Annotated in this window: 22 protein-coding genes; 13 read left to right on the top strand and 9 right to left on the bottom strand. The window is 38.1% G+C overall.

What is annotated here, in order from left to right:
* Window positions 1-6 precede the first annotated feature (6 nt).
* The 3 genes from csaA to KVT27_RS06690 form a co-directional block, all read right to left on the bottom strand.
* Entirely contained in the window at window positions 7-339 is a 333-nt protein-coding gene (gene csaA / locus KVT27_RS06680; protein WP_217580979.1) for a chaperone CsaA, read from the bottom strand.
* 99 nt (window positions 340-438) lie between these two features.
* Window positions 439-615 (bottom strand): hypothetical protein, encoded by a 177-nt coding sequence (locus KVT27_RS06685; RefSeq protein WP_008179752.1) that lies wholly within the window; start codon window positions 613-615, stop codon window positions 439-441.
* A gap of 114 nt (window positions 616-729) precedes the next feature.
* On the bottom strand, window positions 730-1434 hold the full coding sequence (locus KVT27_RS06690; RefSeq protein WP_217580980.1) for a hypothetical protein: 705 nt from the start codon (window positions 1432-1434) through the stop codon (window positions 730-732).
* A 297-nt stretch (window positions 1435-1731) separates the two neighbouring features.
* Here KVT27_RS06690 and KVT27_RS06695 point away from each other — a divergent pair, with 297 nt between their 5' ends.
* The 5 genes from KVT27_RS06695 to KVT27_RS06715 all read left to right on the top strand — a co-directional run bounded on the left by KVT27_RS06695 (window position 1732) and on the right by KVT27_RS06715 (window position 4214).
* Window positions 1732-2016, top strand: a complete 285-nt coding sequence (locus tag KVT27_RS06695; RefSeq protein ID WP_036146092.1) for a DUF5316 domain-containing protein — start codon at window positions 1732-1734, stop codon at window positions 2014-2016.
* 34 nt (window positions 2017-2050) lie between these two features.
* The gene (locus tag KVT27_RS06700) at window positions 2051-2257 is read left to right on the top strand and encodes a hypothetical protein (RefSeq protein WP_225316212.1); all 207 of its coding nucleotides are present in this window, start codon (window positions 2051-2053) and stop codon (window positions 2255-2257) included.
* 106 nt (window positions 2258-2363) lie between these two features.
* Window positions 2364-2672 carry a hypothetical protein gene (locus KVT27_RS06705; protein WP_008179743.1) on the top strand — a complete coding sequence of 103 codons (309 nt, stop codon included), beginning with the start codon at window positions 2364-2366 and terminating at the stop codon, window positions 2670-2672.
* Window positions 2673-2780: 108 nt separating this feature from the next.
* Entirely contained in the window at window positions 2781-3200 is a 420-nt protein-coding gene (locus KVT27_RS06710) for a hypothetical protein (protein WP_025117043.1), read from the top strand.
* 201 nt (window positions 3201-3401) lie between these two features.
* Window positions 3402-4214 (top strand): DnaD domain protein, encoded by an 813-nt coding sequence (locus tag KVT27_RS06715; RefSeq protein ID WP_208704347.1) that lies wholly within the window; start codon window positions 3402-3404, stop codon window positions 4212-4214.
* Window positions 4215-4219: 5 nt separating this feature from the next.
* Here the strand turns inward: KVT27_RS06715 and KVT27_RS06720 are convergent, their stop codons facing one another.
* Window positions 4220-5128, bottom strand: coding sequence for a phosphotransferase family protein (locus KVT27_RS06720; RefSeq protein ID WP_309140221.1), 909 nt, complete (start codon window positions 5126-5128; stop codon window positions 4220-4222).
* 377 nt (window positions 5129-5505) lie between these two features.
* Here KVT27_RS06720 and KVT27_RS06725 point away from each other — a divergent pair, with 377 nt between their 5' ends.
* Together KVT27_RS06725 and KVT27_RS06730 are read left to right on the top strand one after the other, a co-directional pair.
* Window positions 5506-6285, top strand: a complete 780-nt coding sequence (locus tag KVT27_RS06725) for an N-acetylmuramoyl-L-alanine amidase (protein ID WP_208704346.1) — start codon at window positions 5506-5508, stop codon at window positions 6283-6285.
* A 112-nt stretch (window positions 6286-6397) separates the two neighbouring features.
* Window positions 6398-6682 carry a hypothetical protein gene (locus KVT27_RS06730; protein WP_036125418.1) on the top strand — a complete coding sequence of 95 codons (285 nt, stop codon included), beginning with the start codon at window positions 6398-6400 and terminating at the stop codon, window positions 6680-6682.
* Between the two features lie 42 nt (window positions 6683-6724).
* Here KVT27_RS06730 and KVT27_RS06735 read toward each other — a convergent pair whose 3' ends face one another.
* From KVT27_RS06735 to KVT27_RS06745, 3 genes are all read right to left on the bottom strand, one after another.
* Window positions 6725-7327 carry a copper amine oxidase N-terminal domain-containing protein gene (locus tag KVT27_RS06735; protein ID WP_036125419.1) on the bottom strand — a complete coding sequence of 201 codons (603 nt, stop codon included), beginning with the start codon at window positions 7325-7327 and terminating at the stop codon, window positions 6725-6727.
* 315 nt (window positions 7328-7642) lie between these two features.
* Window positions 7643-8350 carry a DNA alkylation repair protein gene (locus KVT27_RS06740; RefSeq protein ID WP_217580981.1) on the bottom strand — a complete coding sequence of 236 codons (708 nt, stop codon included), beginning with the start codon at window positions 8348-8350 and terminating at the stop codon, window positions 7643-7645.
* A gap of 171 nt (window positions 8351-8521) precedes the next feature.
* Window positions 8522-9142: a hypothetical protein gene (locus tag KVT27_RS06745; protein ID WP_052059770.1), complete on the bottom strand. Its 621-nt coding sequence runs from the start codon at window positions 9140-9142 to the stop codon at window positions 8522-8524.
* Between the two features lie 272 nt (window positions 9143-9414).
* Between KVT27_RS06745 and KVT27_RS06750 the strand changes: the two genes are divergently transcribed.
* The 3 genes from KVT27_RS06750 to KVT27_RS06760 all read left to right on the top strand — a co-directional run bounded on the left by KVT27_RS06750 (window position 9415) and on the right by KVT27_RS06760 (window position 10708).
* Window positions 9415-9687: a KGG domain-containing protein gene (locus KVT27_RS06750; RefSeq protein ID WP_369794264.1), complete on the top strand. Its 273-nt coding sequence runs from the start codon at window positions 9415-9417 to the stop codon at window positions 9685-9687.
* A 208-nt stretch (window positions 9688-9895) separates the two neighbouring features.
* A complete protein-coding gene (locus KVT27_RS06755) occupies window positions 9896-10453 on the top strand; it encodes a hypothetical protein (RefSeq protein WP_036125424.1) in 558 nt (185 codons plus the stop codon).
* Between the two features lie 72 nt (window positions 10454-10525).
* Window positions 10526-10708 (top strand): hypothetical protein, encoded by a 183-nt coding sequence (locus tag KVT27_RS06760; protein WP_230584799.1) that lies wholly within the window; start codon window positions 10526-10528, stop codon window positions 10706-10708.
* A 533-nt stretch (window positions 10709-11241) separates the two neighbouring features.
* Here the strand turns inward: KVT27_RS06760 and KVT27_RS06765 are convergent.
* Window positions 11242-11739, bottom strand: a complete 498-nt coding sequence (locus KVT27_RS06765) for a DUF2798 domain-containing protein (protein WP_217580982.1) — start codon at window positions 11737-11739, stop codon at window positions 11242-11244.
* Window positions 11740-12147: 408 nt separating this feature from the next.
* Here KVT27_RS06765 and KVT27_RS06770 point away from each other — a divergent pair, with 408 nt between their 5' ends.
* The 3 genes from KVT27_RS06770 (at window position 12148) to KVT27_RS06780 (ending at window position 14039) form a co-directional block, all read left to right on the top strand.
* Window positions 12148-13185, top strand: coding sequence for a threonine aldolase family protein (locus tag KVT27_RS06770; protein ID WP_036224313.1), 1038 nt, complete (start codon window positions 12148-12150; stop codon window positions 13183-13185).
* Window positions 13186-13281: 96 nt separating this feature from the next.
* Window positions 13282-13830, top strand: a complete 549-nt coding sequence (locus KVT27_RS06775) for a DUF1697 domain-containing protein (protein ID WP_217580983.1) — start codon at window positions 13282-13284, stop codon at window positions 13828-13830.
* A complete protein-coding gene (locus KVT27_RS06780) occupies window positions 13827-14039 on the top strand; it encodes a hypothetical protein (RefSeq protein WP_217580984.1) in 213 nt (70 codons plus the stop codon). The genes KVT27_RS06775 and KVT27_RS06780 overlap by 4 nt, the downstream gene beginning before the upstream one ends.
* Before the next feature lie 278 nt (window positions 14040-14317).
* On the opposite strand, the gene KVT27_RS06785 is transcribed toward KVT27_RS06780, so the two are convergent.
* A complete protein-coding gene (locus KVT27_RS06785; protein ID WP_208704340.1) occupies window positions 14318-14518 on the bottom strand; it encodes a hypothetical protein in 201 nt (66 codons plus the stop codon).
* Window positions 14519-14575: the final 57 nt, after the last annotated feature.

Genomic DNA, 14575 nt, shown 5'->3' on the forward strand with positions numbered 1-14575 from the left:
GGCTCTTTAATGTATTTTTGTTCCATTTGGTACATGCTGATCAGGTGTTAACAGGATGACGTCTCCCTCACCTGGCACTCCACCAATAACTAACACCTCTGACTTAAAACCGGCAACGCGGCGTGGGGGGAAATTAACAATTGCTACGACTTGCTTTCCGACCATTACCTCTGGCGTATAACGTTTTGTAATTTGGGCGGAAGACTGTTTAATACCGAGCTCCTCAACAAAATCGATGTTCATTTTTATTGCTGGAACACGCGCTTTTGGTAGCTCCTGTGCGTCCAAGACCGTACCCACTCGTAGATCAAGCGCTGTAAAATCTTCAAATGTGGCCATTATACAACTCTCCTTCATTTCAGCTATATAACAATGCTAACATTATGTGGGAAATTATTCAAAATAAAAAAGAAGAGCACATTGAGTGCCCTTCTTTTCTTAACGACGATGCTCTACAAGGTCAATAGCTCCTAACACAATATGAGCTAAACCAAAGCCAAAAATGGTGTTAGCCACCATTTTATTAGAGCCATGCTTTTGCTTCATGGCATATCCTGCCGCTGTGACAGCCGACCCGAGAATAGTTGGGATTAAACCTTCACGAACATTATTCATAAAATTGATCCCTCCGTCGTATGATTCGGTATAAGTTTCATACCATACTTACTATGAACGTTTGCAGCCTATCCTATACGAATAAATAATAGGTTGAAAATATACGGCTGTCATTTATTGTTGAATAGGTGCTACTTCAATTTGATCGATCATAAATTCGTTTTTCGTATGATTGTATTTATAGGTAATGTGGAAATCAGCTACATAGATAGGAAAGACACTAGCTGCAAGGGTCAATTGTATCTTTTGATTTTCTAAATAGTAAATCGTTATCCCACCAAAGCCTAGTTCATCCTGCTGTAATTCTAGCTCAGGATCGACATGATAGTCAAAGTGGTATTCCTTGCCCAGTGCTCGGCCCGTAATCGTTAATGTTTCATGATCCTTTTTCACAACGTTTGACTCAATATGTTGAGCAACAATTTCCTCATAATAAGGGACCTTTATTTCTTGTAAGTCCTGATCTACTATATGAATATCATAATTATCTAGCCCCGTTCCTCTGCCAGTTTGAATGATGATAACTGCTTCTTCTTTGCCATCCTCCGTCATATCTATGTAAAACACTTGTGGCTCGGTACCTGTATCACTAGGGTTGTTCCAATTAAAGTCCTTCACGTGCCCATTAATTTCTAGCTTTACGCCATCTCCTTTCTTATACAGTTTTACTTCTTGATTGTCAGAGGCCCCAATTAAAGTGGTATCTATATGTGTTGGGCTGTGGGTTTCCTTCGAAACTCGTTCTTCTTTTTGATCTGATTGGCATCCTGAAAATATAACTGTACTTAACAATAGCAATGTACGAATTTCTTTTTTCAATCGTATCTACACCTTTCTTATTCTTTGTAAAATCTATGTTATTTATCACGAATAGCTGCAAGCCATAATGGGGAAGAAGCGAATCTACATAAGCGAACTATTACTACAGAAATTTTTCTCACTCTACAAAGTCGGCTTAGTAGAAAACCTCAAGACGATATCGGACATTACAATAATTTACAAAATAAAGCAATTTCCTCTTTCTAGTATATAGTTGTTGGAGTAAATATGAAAATTTTGGATTTATTGAAACGAAAATGAAGCATCTCCCGTATACTAAAGTAAGGGGGTGCGGAAATGAAATATGTAGGCATCGGAGCAATATTGTCCATCCTAGGTGTAGTATTTTCAATCCTAATATGGGGTACAGAAAAAGCCCATTTACTTTCTGGATTGGTAGGTGGAATGTTCGTAATATTCGCTTTACTGATGTCGGGTTCAATGGGTAGTGGGGATAGAATGCGGGCAAATTTTGCAACAGAAACAAAAGAAGATCGGGACGAACGCAATCATATGATGAATAACGCGTTATTGTTAGCATTACCGAATATTATTGTCGCTATCTTTGCTTATTATATGTGAACATACCAGCTCATTCGAAAGGATGTTGTGTACCTTGGATAAAGAAAAAGATTATTATTCAGAAGCCTCTAGATATACACTTGCAGTTGTTCTCTTCACACTCATCATTTGGGGCATCTATGATTGGCGAAATGCAACACCCAATGGTTTTCAATTTTTATTAATTAATGAAATTGTTATCACTCTTGGGATTACACGCTACATTTTGAAGAAACGAGATCAGAAAAGAAAGCGCTCTTAATAATCTTTACATAGATAATCAATAAAAGTGTCACATCTACCCTAGGTGTGGCTTTTTTTGTTGCATTTAATAAGTAAAAGTACATTTGCAATAGAGAGGTGGTTCTATGCAATTAACAGATGGTACACGGACGTTTGAAACGGATATAATTGATGAAGCTGCTAGAAAAAAGGAACGTGATGAGCAGGAGCGGGAGATGCTTAATGCCTTTGCACGCTATGCATATCTTCGATACAAGCAAATACGGGATAAGGTCAATCCGCGTAAATGCAAATACATGTATATCCATCAAGTTCGCCAACAATTAACTTCACCCGCAAGACTGCAACGCGTTTGCAATCTTGTAGGCATGACGGATGAAGAAGTACTTTATATTGTAGAATTTGTCCGCAAGTATTTGAAATACGTCAAATAAAAGCCTCATCATTGAATGGGGTTTTTTTACATAATTTCTAGGGAGAATTGTTTCTCAATACCCCACTCCATATAGTATGATGAACGTGGATAAAGGAGTGAAGCGATTTTGAGATTCATTAAATGGTTAGTTGTTTTTATTATTTTCATTGGTATAGTTGGCTATGGTGTATTACATTTTGGCACGAAATTTGCGTCTGAAAAAATTGTCAATACACTCTCAACAGAATTAGAGAATAGTGGACAAATGGAAGAAATAAAAAATACGATTGAAAATGATCCGGAGTTAAAAGCCTATATGGAAGAGGCGAAAACGGTTGATAGTAGTACGTTACCGTTTACATCAAAAGAAGATGCTACGAAAGTAATCATTCAAAAGGTTGGCATTACAGAGCTCAATGATATTCGTGTGAAATTACAAGATGGCTCCATGACAAAGGAAGAGGCATTGCAACAGGTAGAAGGAAAATTATCAGATGAAGAAATAGCTGCCTTAAAAGTTATAATTTATAAAGAGCTGTACGAATAAACAAGGCAATTGTAAAATGGGCAGTTAGCCTAGAGGAGGCACTTACTAAATGGTAAGTGTCTTTTTTGCTGTACATGTATGCAGAAGGCCATATTCTGAAAACAACCACAAATTTTAGTGAATTAGAAAAATTGTCCCTTTTAACCTCATGCCCATTTATATAGATGGTACTGAGATTAATTGTAGGGGAGAGGGGTAGCTATGATCTACAGAGTAGTAAAGAACGAAAATTTTGTCGTATTGGACAAGGGCTTTTTAAATGATGATCAATTAAGTTGGAAGGCAAAGGGGTTACTTGCCTATATGCTGTCATTACCAGATGATTGGGATTTTTGTCTGACTGATTTGGCGACACGTAGTAAATGTGGACGTGAAGCAACTGCTAGCATTATCAATGAACTGATTTTGGCAGGTTATCTTCAAAAGGTGCAGGAGCGAACAAAGGATGGGAAATTCAGCAAGGTGGAGTTTGTCGTTTTTGAAGTATCAAAACGTGCTGTCCAGCCGTCAACGGGTTATTCGTCAACGGTCGCACCACAAACGGAAAAGCCCACACAACTAAATAATAAATTACTAAATAACCAATTACTAAAAAATAAAGATGATGATCAACCATCACATACAGCCGACTACTTTTACGAACAACAAGGCTTTGGCTCACTGTCGGCGTATATAACGGCAAAAATTCATTCCTGGCTTACCATTTTTTCAGAGGAAATCGTCATTCACGCGATGAAGCTAGCTGTGGAACACAATGTATTGCGCTGGCGGTATGTTGAGAAGATATTGCAAAATTGGCATCATAAACAACTAAAGACCATGGCAGATATTGCTTCAGATCAAAGGCGCTTTCAGGCGAAGAAGATAAAAGTGACGGACATTCCAGCCAATAGACGTCAAGAGACTATTCCGCAGTGGTTTCATCATCGACATGAAGAGGAACGGCCACAGCAGCCAACCATTAATTTTGAAGCAGAACGACAAAAAATATTAGCGCTGCTCGAAAGTGGTTAAACGTCCTAATTTTCGGCATACCATAACGGCTTCACGGATGAAAAGGAAGCATGATCCTCCAAAATTAGCTGAATTCTGGCTACTGCATCGTCAAACGATTGCGGATCATATTGGCGTGTCCAAGCAATAGTTGCAATGACATTCATCGCGGCATATAAGCCATAAAGGCGCCAAAACTGGTCATCTGGTGGCTGTGTGAAATACCCATTTATTTGCCCGACGCAATAGGGGACGCTTCGCCGTCTACTAAACAGTGCTAGATTATAAAAATCATGATAGGGATCACCGACATCATAGCCATTGAAATCAATAACCCCATTGAAGCAGTTTTGGTGACAAATAATGTGACCAAGATGGTAATCATCATGAAGCAACGTAATAGGACGTTGTCTTAATAGCGGCCAATGTTCTTCGATAAAGCTCAATAATTTAGCTTCTTGCGGAATTTGATAAGAATCCTGTTGATAGGCTTGTAAATAATTAGTAAATTTCTCTTTTTGTAACGTCTCCCATTGGACAGTTTTTGGAGCTTTCACCTGATGAATTTTTCTTAATTCTTTCCCAGCCGCAAGACCGAGATGGAATTGCTCTGTGTCCGAAAGGTGAGGAATGATTTCATCCGCAGGGGTGCCTATTAAATAGCTCATAACCATCGCTGAAAGATCGTTGTCAGGGAGGGCCATATATTCAATGGCCTTATGTGTTTGAACTCCCTGTAGCTCTAAGTCCTGCAACAAAGTAAATTCAGTCCATCTTTTGTCGTGGTGTGCGAGATCGGATAGCCGTACAAAGTAAGGTGTATCATCAACTGTTACAACATATTTGGTATCAGAGGAATAGCCTTTGTCGATTTTTTTAATAGCAGTGTAACCTTGTAAGCTAGTTAATCGATTCATGATATTTTTTATAACCACTTTATCTCTCTCCTTCCAGTTTAGAAGATACAAAATACTATATGGAGCTGTCCTTTGTCAATGTACCTGCTGAAGTGAAATGATCATTTATTCATCATTTTAAATAATAGTCATGAGCACAACTCACTAGAAAAAATGGTGTAGCTTGCATTTACTAGAATAAGTGAATGTTATTTCATTCACGGTCATTAGCTTGACATGTGTAGCAGCAAAAAAGGTGAAATAGAGCAGTCACCCATTCAGCCCCATCAGTCAACCATGGCAAATAGTTAGAATATCGCCCTATAACTAGTTGTTGATTCTCCCCTAAAATCGACATAACTAATGAATAACATGGTTGTCATTCGCAAAAAAATGGTAGGAAAGGATGGTGCATAATGAGTTTTTTTATTGAAATGCAAATAATGTCAGGTTTACCGAATCAGCCGCTCACCGCTATCAAGTACGTGGTAGCGCATGAATCAGGTAACAGCACAAACACAGGTCCAAACGCATTAGAAAATGAAATTGCCTATATGAATAAAAATAAAGCCAATGCCTTCGTTTCTCACTGGGTAGGGGGAGGTGGACGTATTGTGCAAGTAGCACCCGTTAACCGCGTCCAATATGGCTGTGGACCAAAAGGGAATCCATATAGCTATGCCCAAGTAGAGCTAGCGCGGACTTCCGATAAGGAACAATTTAAAAAGGATTATGCGGCTTATATTTGGTTATTACGCAAAATGGCTATAGAAGCAGGAGTACCAACTATTTTAGATGGTACCGGCAACGGCATTAAATCCCATCGATGGATTGCCGATAATTTGGGCGGCACCACACACAAAGATCCGTTTGCCTATTTAATGAGTATGGGTGTTACCGAAGCACAGTTCCAACAAGATATAAAAAATGGACTGGAGGAGGAGTTAACCGTGTCACAATATAATGAGTTGAAGCAGGAAATAGAGGCTTTAAAAAGTCTATTAGCAACTAAAGCAAGTTTACAATCCGACCGAGAAGTTGGCGCATCTTATAAAGAAGCATGGGATTGGGCTATTCGAGAAGGTATTATCCGAGGAGATGGTAGTAAAAATATGAATCCAGCAGGCGTTCTCACGCGGGAGCAAATGGCTACTATGCTCAAACGATATTACGATAAATTTGTCGATAATAAATAACTATGCTATAATATAGAAAGGATAAAGTTCGTTGAAACAGCGTGCTTTATCTTTTTTTTTTAAGATCTTTAGAACTTTTGTCGAAATAAATAGAAGAGAGGCGGGGGTTAGGATGTTAACAAAAATTAGAAAAGTAAAATTTGAGCAGGAACGAAAAAATCCGTTATACAATGTAGTCATGGAATGTCCAGAGGGAAAGCAATTATATGTAAAATTTGATTATACGTATAAGACTAAAAACTTCTGGCCATTGGAAGTAAATTATAATAAGAAAAATTATGGCGCTAAACTGGCATGGTATACAAATGAAGTTGAAAATATGACTGTTGCTGCCTTTTTAGAGAAAATTGCTAATAAAATTAATAAAAAATATCAGTTCGAGTTAAAACAACACTAAAAAAGCAGCATCCTTCAGGGGAAGCTGCTTTTTGCTTGTCCATTATTTTGTTGTAATATAGACCGTTAATTTGGCTTCATCAAATGTAACCTCTGCGCCAAGTGCTTGACTTACAAAACGTAAAGGTACCATTGTTGTTCCTTGATAAACTTCAGCAGGGTGACTAAGGTTAATGGTAGATGTCGTTCCATTTGCATCAACATAAGCCGTTTTGTTGCCAACTCCGATGACAATTTTCTTGCTGCCCTTTGTCGCAGTTACTTTTTTAGTAGCACTTTCATAAGAAACTGTTGCACCAAGTGCTTCAAAAATCGGTTTCATCGGTACCAATGTTGTGCCATTTTTCATGTAGGCGCTTGGCGTATAGCTTTGTTTTACATTATTCAAATAAACGGCTACCTTTGTCAATGTCGGTGCTTGTATTGCTGTTGTCGGCTTTGTATAGTTGCTTTGACCATCTGAGGACGAACCACCGCCGCTATTCCCATTATGATAATGATAGCCTGTACAAAGACCTTTTGCCTTTGACTTCTCTGAACAATTATGACCACCATTGCTATCGAGACGTCCTGGATGCGCGTCAGCAATCGAGGTAGTAGTGAAAAATAGTGTAACCATAGCTAAAAATAAGACCAGTTTTTTCATATGTATCCTCCTATTATCAAAATATGTAATTATTATACTATCAAAAAGTAAAATTTGGAATGTTTTTATAGTAAATTAGTAGTGAAAAACAACTATGAAGCTGTTATATACACAACATGGAAGGCACTAACAGATCAATTATTAGTGCCAATTTGCTTTAAACGGAGTTAATTTATTCATTTTAACTTCCCTGTTTTTGTGTAAGAGGCGATGGAGGACAGCAGCAAAGATTCTAAAACAAAATGTATCCATAACCATTTTTGTATGTAAAAAGGCATTCATCCATATTGGATCAATGCCTCTTAGTATGATTCATTAACATCTTACATATTTACGTTTAAAACCAAGCTTCCCTCGATCGAGTTCCTTTTGAATATTTTCATACGCATTCAATGTCGTGCTTTTTTTATTGTCACGCTTCATTTCTACAGGGCCAACTGCCTGTGCGGCGGCCACTGCCTTATCGTGAAGGGGTACATAGGAAATCGCGACGGTGTAAAGGAAATTATTCATCGCAGATTTTGTTCGTTCGGGTGCAGTATGAATCGTATTATTCACAACATCTAGCATGCTCGCTAATTTGCTCTCAGAAAACTCACTATCTTTGCGATTTCCTAAAAGCCAGCAATAGCAGCTCCAGCCCGCTGACATTTTTAGTTCCTCACCACTTGCAATCCATGCATCTGCCACCTCTTGTGCAATGGGGGATTCCGCTAAAGTGACTGCCACTACATAATCAGATAGCATATAAAAATAGGCAGAATCCATCCATCGATCAAAGTCAGCCGCCGTCATCGTTTTTGGATCTGCAATGATACCCGCAAAGTACATGGCATCATAGTTGCCAGTAGCATAAAGCTCTTCTGCTAAAGCCTGATCGATTTTAATTTTTTTAGCAATCGGCTTCATCGCCCCAGTTGCCACGCCAAAAACCGGCTCATGTGCCCCATTCGACATATACATTTTCTTCGTACGTTCTTTGCCTAGCTCCTCCAGCTCCTGCATGACCATTTCTGCATTCATAGAAGCACTTCCTTTTTATCTAATTTCAACGCTATCCCTTATTATCCTATATGGAATGTCCTTTTGTCATGGTTGAACTCGTTTCATCTGGAGAAGGAGAGGCTGCTTATGCTTTCCGTGTGATTAGAATAAAAAATACTCTATTCAAATATAGTTGCTCACTTGAATGGATTACAGCCTATTCCAAATAAACATAAATTGTGCTGCATCCGCTTCAAGAGCTAGTTGGTGATACTCGGTCGATTCATCCTCAGTAATTAAGCGACCTTTTTGAACATTTAAAATGGCATGCTTAACAGAATCGGGATGTTCAACGGAATAGTGAGAATCCTTTAGGAGTGTCAAGGCAGATCGACATTTATGTTTATCAATGCGTTCATTTTTTCCTTTGAAATATAATTTTATAAGGTAGGGGATATCATCGATGATTAAACCAAGCTCTGGGTTTGAACGCACGATTAAGTCACCACAAACCCAATTAGATTTACCTGGTTCAAACCACTGCACATTTTTGTTTTTAAAAAATTTTAAATAAGCTTTAATCGCTTCTTGATAATTTTTCTGCCGAGTAGGGAGGGCATTGTCTATCATATCGAGAAGGTAGGAGTCATTAAAATGATGCTCATGGTATTTTTTTAACCCCTCGCGTAATGCTTTCCAATAATCCTTAATTGGATGATAATCACCCTGATATTTAATATCTTTCACAAACTTCGTCTTGGCGGCACTTCCCTTCATCGTGAAGTCCGTAAATTGTGTTAAGCCAATAGATGGCTTTGTCAAAATCGTCATTTTCACATCACCTTTCCTTCAAAAAATTACAAGGTTATAGATTAGTATTATATTGGAATGGATAAATTTATATGATTGCTCAAAGACTGATGAACGCTAGCATTAAGAGGTTCTACTACTATAGAAAAATTAATTTTTTGAAAAAAGGATGTTTAGATAGGATGGAGCTGGGAATATAAATAGCGAGCTAGTCAATAGCTCAAAAAAATAATTAGGAGGAATAGAAAATGGCTAACAAGCAAAACAATCGCAACAGAAACAACAATGAAAACATGACTGTCGAAGAAGCGGGACGTAAAGGCGGAGAAGCTACCTCCAAAAATCATGATCGTGATTTTTATGAAGAAATAGGACGTAAGGGCGGCGAGGCTACGTCTAAAAATCATGGACATGAATTTTATCAAGAGATCGGTCAAAAGGGTGGAGAAGCTACAGCTGACAACCACGGCGAGGAATTTTATGAGGAAATAGGTCGCAAAGGCGGCGAGGCTCGCAGCAAACAGCGTAGTACTAACTCCAACACCAACGGTAACCAAAATCGTTGAAGTAACAATAATCGCTAATTACGTTAAATAAAATATAACCCTTCACACACGAGGCGTTTGTAGTTTTTACTACAAGCGCCTTTTTTGTTGAGCATTTCCTCTATATGTATAGGATGAATTGGTTGAATTTATATGAATTGTAGTATATATTTAATCCGCTTCTATTATCGTTACATGAGAATGTTTGCAGAGGAAATGAGGACGGTTCATGACAAAACAACTAAAAGAGAAAGAACTATATGAAATCATCAACTCCGTTGTGCAGGCTGTTGGCATGACGATGACTATAAAGCAGGACCATTCAGGCGTAAATATGAGTTATAACTTTATTGGGGATTATGTGGGCTTTGATGCTGACCGTTTAATTGAGGCAAAGAATGAGTTGCAATATCCACTATCACTAGAAATGTATGTAAAAACAATGACCTTACATGAACTGGGTCATGCGGTGGATCGTGAAGCATTACAAACATCGCTTCCACGTACTATTGAAATTTTTACAATGAAAAAACAACATACCTTACAGGAAATTTATCTTCATGAGCATCTGTTAACGATGTTGCTGGAAGAACATGACATGAATATTCAATTTGAGCAAACAGCATGGGAAAATGCTTGGGCTCTCAATCGTAAACATCACTTCGTATGTGATGAGGATTTTGATTATATAAAGCAGCATAGCCTAGCGACCTATAAAAAAATATATGAGCAAGATTTACAGGCATATCACCATCTTTTGAACCAGCCTGTCCCGCAATTAGCATAGCTAGAAATGATTATTTCATACCTTTCCAAGAATGAGATCAAACCAATTAGGGCAATGTAATACTACTTGGAGGTGATCATTTTGACAAAGGGCAAGCAATATAAACGTCAGTCAGAGTTGGCGGAATTAGCGACAGATTTAAGTCCAGATGATTTAGATGTGCGTGAAGATAATGCGTTAACAAAAGAACAAAAGAAAAATTCAAACGATACTCATTGTTCGAACGAATCATCATCACGTAAATCTCAATCATAATTCACACACCACAATCCATTCGATTGTGGTATTATTTTTGTCCGTCATTTCACCAAATAGACGAAAGCCAGAGAAGTTGGATCAAATTGTCACAGAACATAACAGAGAGCCATTCATTGAGAATGGTTCCTAAAACGACCTGTCCTCTAAAGGGGGAATGGGGAAATTTACATAGAAGAATAACTATCATTTTTTTATCAACGCCATGTTATAATCTTATAATGGAAGAGGGAGGTGTGGTAAAAATGGAATTTTTTATTATATTTATTGGCATCATCGTAGTCGTCAGCATCATCAGTAATGTTAGCAAAAAATCTAACGAATCCAATGAGCAAATACATGATCTACATTCAACAAACGATTTCCATGGGCATCATTCACATACTACTATTCAGGAGAACTATCATTGTGCTGACAATAGTTCAACAACTCATGATTCGTCATGCGGTCCTTCAGGGGATTGATCAATGAACTGAATGGAAGAGGATTAAAAAAGCCTAATGATCAATAATACTCATTAGGCAAATTCATATTTATAATTGATGTGCTTGAATGGACTGTCTTTGATGTAGTTTTTTCATCACAAATCGAGCCATAGGCTGTGCTAATAAAAGTTCAATCCAAAAGGCCACAGCAAAATTCCTTGGCCAAATATGAAGAAATTGTTCAAAAGGCTCTAAGCTAATTTGCTTGGTTCCGACCCAAGGACCAATGATTGATAAAAAAATAGACAATACCGTTACATGTAATAATGTATCCAATAGCACGCGTGCATTGAAACCATCTGTTGGGCCCATTATAACAGGCATTATTTTTCCAACTAAGGGACCCGCAACAGCTCTCACTAATAAAATGACAATGACCCACATAATGGGAATAATTTTAAGTGTCTCCGTATATACAGCTATACTGAAACCTCGTTCTAGCCCAACAATAATGGGTGCAATGGTATTGACAGAAATAACTGAAACAATCAATAAAAATAAAATACCCTCTTTTGCGTTTTGTGGTAGCCGATCTTCTTTGTACATACTTATCCTCTCCATTTATAATATTTTCAGATGGCAGAGATTTGTGAAACAAGTCGGCTTGTACACTATGCGTGAGGGCAAAATTTGATATATATTCGCCCCATTACTGCGCATTGATACAATAAGTATATCAGTTAGTTTACAGTTAAACAAATGGAAATTATGAATTAAAGGATGATCTACAGGTGGAATGAGCATAGCGAATATACAGCAATAGGTTAAGCTGAAAGCGAGTGTCCTGTATTATCTATGCCCGTAGTTTCTCCTTGTCGTTGAATGTGGATCAACATTCTTCTGTTAGCAGCCTTCAAAGCTAAATAAGTCCTTCCGACTAACTAACCATAGATTATTACCATCATAAGGTTGTAAAATAAGGGATAGATACAGAGAGAATTTGGAGGGAAAGATATGATACGATTTGAAAATGATTATGCAGAAGGCGCCCATCCGCAAATTTTGCAAAAATTAGTGGAAACCAATGAAGAGCAATCGCCGGGTTATGGCATGGATGCGCATTCTGAAAAAGCTAGAGCGTATATCAAAAAAGCGATAGCGGCTGAGCAGGCAGACGTTCATTTTTTAGTTGGTGGCACGCAGACGAATACAACTGTAATCGCCTCCATCCTACGTCCTCATCAAGGCGTTATTGCTGCAACTACAGGCCATATTGCTGTCCATGAGACAGGGGCAATTGAAGCGACTGGTCATAAAGTGCTTACTTTGCCTAGTGATGATGGCAAAATAACGGCCGCACAGGTTAAAGCATGCTACGACGCGCACTGGCAAGATAGCACACATGAACATATGGTACAGCCGGGCTTAGTGTACATATCTCATCCAACAGAAAATGGAACAACTTATAGTAAAGCTGAATTAACCGCATTAAGTAAAGTTTGCCGGGATTGTGGATTGCCATTGTTTCTAGATGGAGCCCGTTTAGGCTATGGTTTAGTAGCACAGGATAATGATTTATCTTTAGCAGATATTGCTCAGCTTTGCGATGTATTTTATATAGGTGGTACAAAAATGGGGGCACTATTTGGCGAGGCGGTCGTAATCGTGAATCCTGCCTACCAACGAGATTTTCGCTATATGATCAAACAAAGAGGAGGGCTACTGGCAAAAGGTAGATTACTAGGTCTTCAGTTTGAAACATTATTGGAGAACCATCTTTATTTGGATATTGCCCAACATGCGGTAGAGATGGCAATGCTCATTCAACAGGCATTTATCAATAAAGGCTTTGCATTACGCTATGATTCGAAAACCAATCAGCAATTCCCAATTTTACCGAATGATTTACTGAAAACATTAGGCGAAAAATATTCATTCTCCGTTTGGGAATCATTCGATGAAACACATACGGTTGTTCGTTTTTGTACAAGCTGGGCGACAAAAAAAGAAAATGTGGAGCGTTTAATAAAGGACATTGAGCGTTTAGCATAAGGATTAAACTGCACTTGGACTCCCTAGGTGCAGTTTTCCTTTATTATTCCCTAATTATGGCTATAATGAGAGTAGAGAGAAAGGTGGGAGTGTAGGATGAACTACGTAGCATTACTAAGAGGGATTAATGTAGGTGGGCATAATAAAATAAAAATGGCTGACTTAAGGGAAGCTCTTATCCCGCTAGGATTGCAAAACATTCGTACCTATATTCAAAGTGGAAATATTCTTTTTGAATCGACCGAATTAGAGGAAGTTTTGCAGAAGCAAATTCATGAAACAATCCAAATGAATTTTGATATTACAAGTACAGTCATCATTAGAACCGCTGAGGAAATTCAGCATATCGTCAACAATTGCCCATTTTCTCAGCAAGACATCGCTGAAGCAAGTGCCACAGCAGTTGGGGAAAGCCTACATGTTGCCTTTTTACCTGCTGTCCCAACAGAAGGAAATCGTCATAAGTACTTATCCTATGAAAATGATCAAGAGCGTTGCGTCATCATTGGCAGAGAGGTTTATCTTTTATTTTACAAGAGCATCCGCAACGCCAAACTGAGCCAACAATTGCCCAAGCTCGAGATGCCCGCAACGGTTCGTAATTGGAAAACTATCATGAAGCTTACGTCAATGTTTGAATTATGACACGGGCTCAATTAGGTTATTTCATTTATCCAATTACCTACTTCATCGTAAGAACGATCAATCAATGGAGTAAACAAGCATCTATTACATGGGGCGAAAACGTGACAATGATGATAATTACGATGGTCATCATATATCTCTTTATTTTGCTGTGGAATTGGTCGAAAAAGCCGTATCAATGGGGGAAGAAAAATAATAAGGAAACATAAAAACGGGAGCAATTTTCACTTCTTTTGAAGAGATGCTCTCGTTTTATTTTTTTAGTTGTGTTAATAAAAAGTAAGCGATCATATAAAAAAGCTGTAGCGAGGTTATTCGCTACAGCCAAGAATTGGTTGACCCTTTGAGGTTTTCCAATGTATTATAGCATAATTATTTATTTCTTGCATAGAAGGGGGAGGATTGAGGTGTCTTGCATTGTAACACGCCATCAATTTTCCACCATTAACTGTCTATCGATGAGGCATATATTCACCTACTCGCTACCTTACTTAAATTTCTCTGGCTTAGCTACTTTAATGGATGCAGCTTCCCCACATTTTGTGCAAAACGTTAAAATAAGTGGAGATCCAGTAGCCATAATTGAACCGAACGGCCGTATATTTCCTTCACTCGTGAAACTGCCAATTTGTCCTGAAGCAAAGGCATCGTTTCCACATGCTTTACAATTCATTTTATCATTTTCCATATAAACACCTCTTTATGTAATTTATGTAAATATAACATAAAAAAGATGGCATCAGGT

The organism is Lysinibacillus sp. GbtcB16, from assembly GCF_019091145.1.
Lineage (GTDB): Bacteria > Bacillota > Bacilli > Bacillales_A > Planococcaceae > Lysinibacillus > Lysinibacillus fusiformis.